Raw genomic sequence first — 983 nt, forward strand, 5'->3', positions numbered from 1 at the left:
GTAATATGCAAGACATTGTGTCTGCTGGGTATATTTGGGGGTCACCATGATTTGGGGGGGGGGTGGGTTTGTGGTCTGGGCATTCTAGGATGGGTTGTGTTTTGATTACGTTCTGATTCGCGTCGAGGGGGCTCATGCGAGATAGTCGGGTAAGGTTTGCGGCTTTGGCCGCCACGGTATCGCTTTGCGTTTGTCGGGTGGGGTGACGGGAGCGGTGCTGCTGGATGGGATGTTCGGCGGTGTTGCGTTTGCCGCCGACCAGACGCCGACGGGGGGTGGCTTCGGCAGTGGCGGGAGTGGCTTCGGCAACGGTGGTCTCGGCGGGAGTTCCGTGGAGGCGGGGCAGGGTGGATCTGCCGGCGCTTCGGGCAGTCAGGTCGTGCAGCCGGATGGCTCCGGCGTTTCTTCCGACGATCGGGCGGTGGACCGGGCCCAGGCGATCGGCCAGGGCTCAGGCGTCAACGGCAAGGGCGTCGACGGCCAGGACGAGGTGGGTCAGACAAACGGCACGGCGCTCGGCAAGCCGGCCGATGATGACGGCGAAGGCGAAGAGCCGCAGGCTGACAAGGCGGATGCCGAGGCGACCGACGAGGATGCTGCGGAACCGCAGGCGATGACGGCGATGGCGGCGGCGGCAACCAGCCAGGAAGCACCGGCGGTCAACGCGCCGGAAAGGCCATCGGTGCCGGAGATCGGCGGCAACGGCTTCTTCACCCAGAAGATCGGCATCGACGTGCCTGCCTTCCGCGGCCTGGAGCCGAAGATCGCGCTTTCCTACAGTTCAGCCCGCAAGACGAGGCTCGGCGGGCTTTACCAGGGCTGGCTGGGCTATGCCTTGGGGCTGGACGGTTTCGACGTGATCGAGCGGGCAAGTCCGGGTTATGGCTATCCCTATTTCGATGCCAATGACGTCTATCTGCTGAACGGCGAGGAACTGGTGGCCTGCGCCGAGGGCATGGTGGCAGCCTCGTGTACGGCCGGCG

General features: G+C 65.1%; 1 pseudogene. It reads left to right on the forward strand.

Features of this window, described 5'->3' with window-relative positions:
* Positions 1 to 184: 184 nt before the first annotated feature.
* A pseudogene (locus ABK249_RS33790) lies at positions 185 to 983 on the forward strand (hypothetical protein); the annotation flags it as partial.

Source organism: Neorhizobium phenanthreniclasticum, from assembly GCF_040066075.1.
GTDB classification, from domain to species: Bacteria; Pseudomonadota; Alphaproteobacteria; order Rhizobiales; family Rhizobiaceae; genus Neorhizobium; species Neorhizobium petrolearium.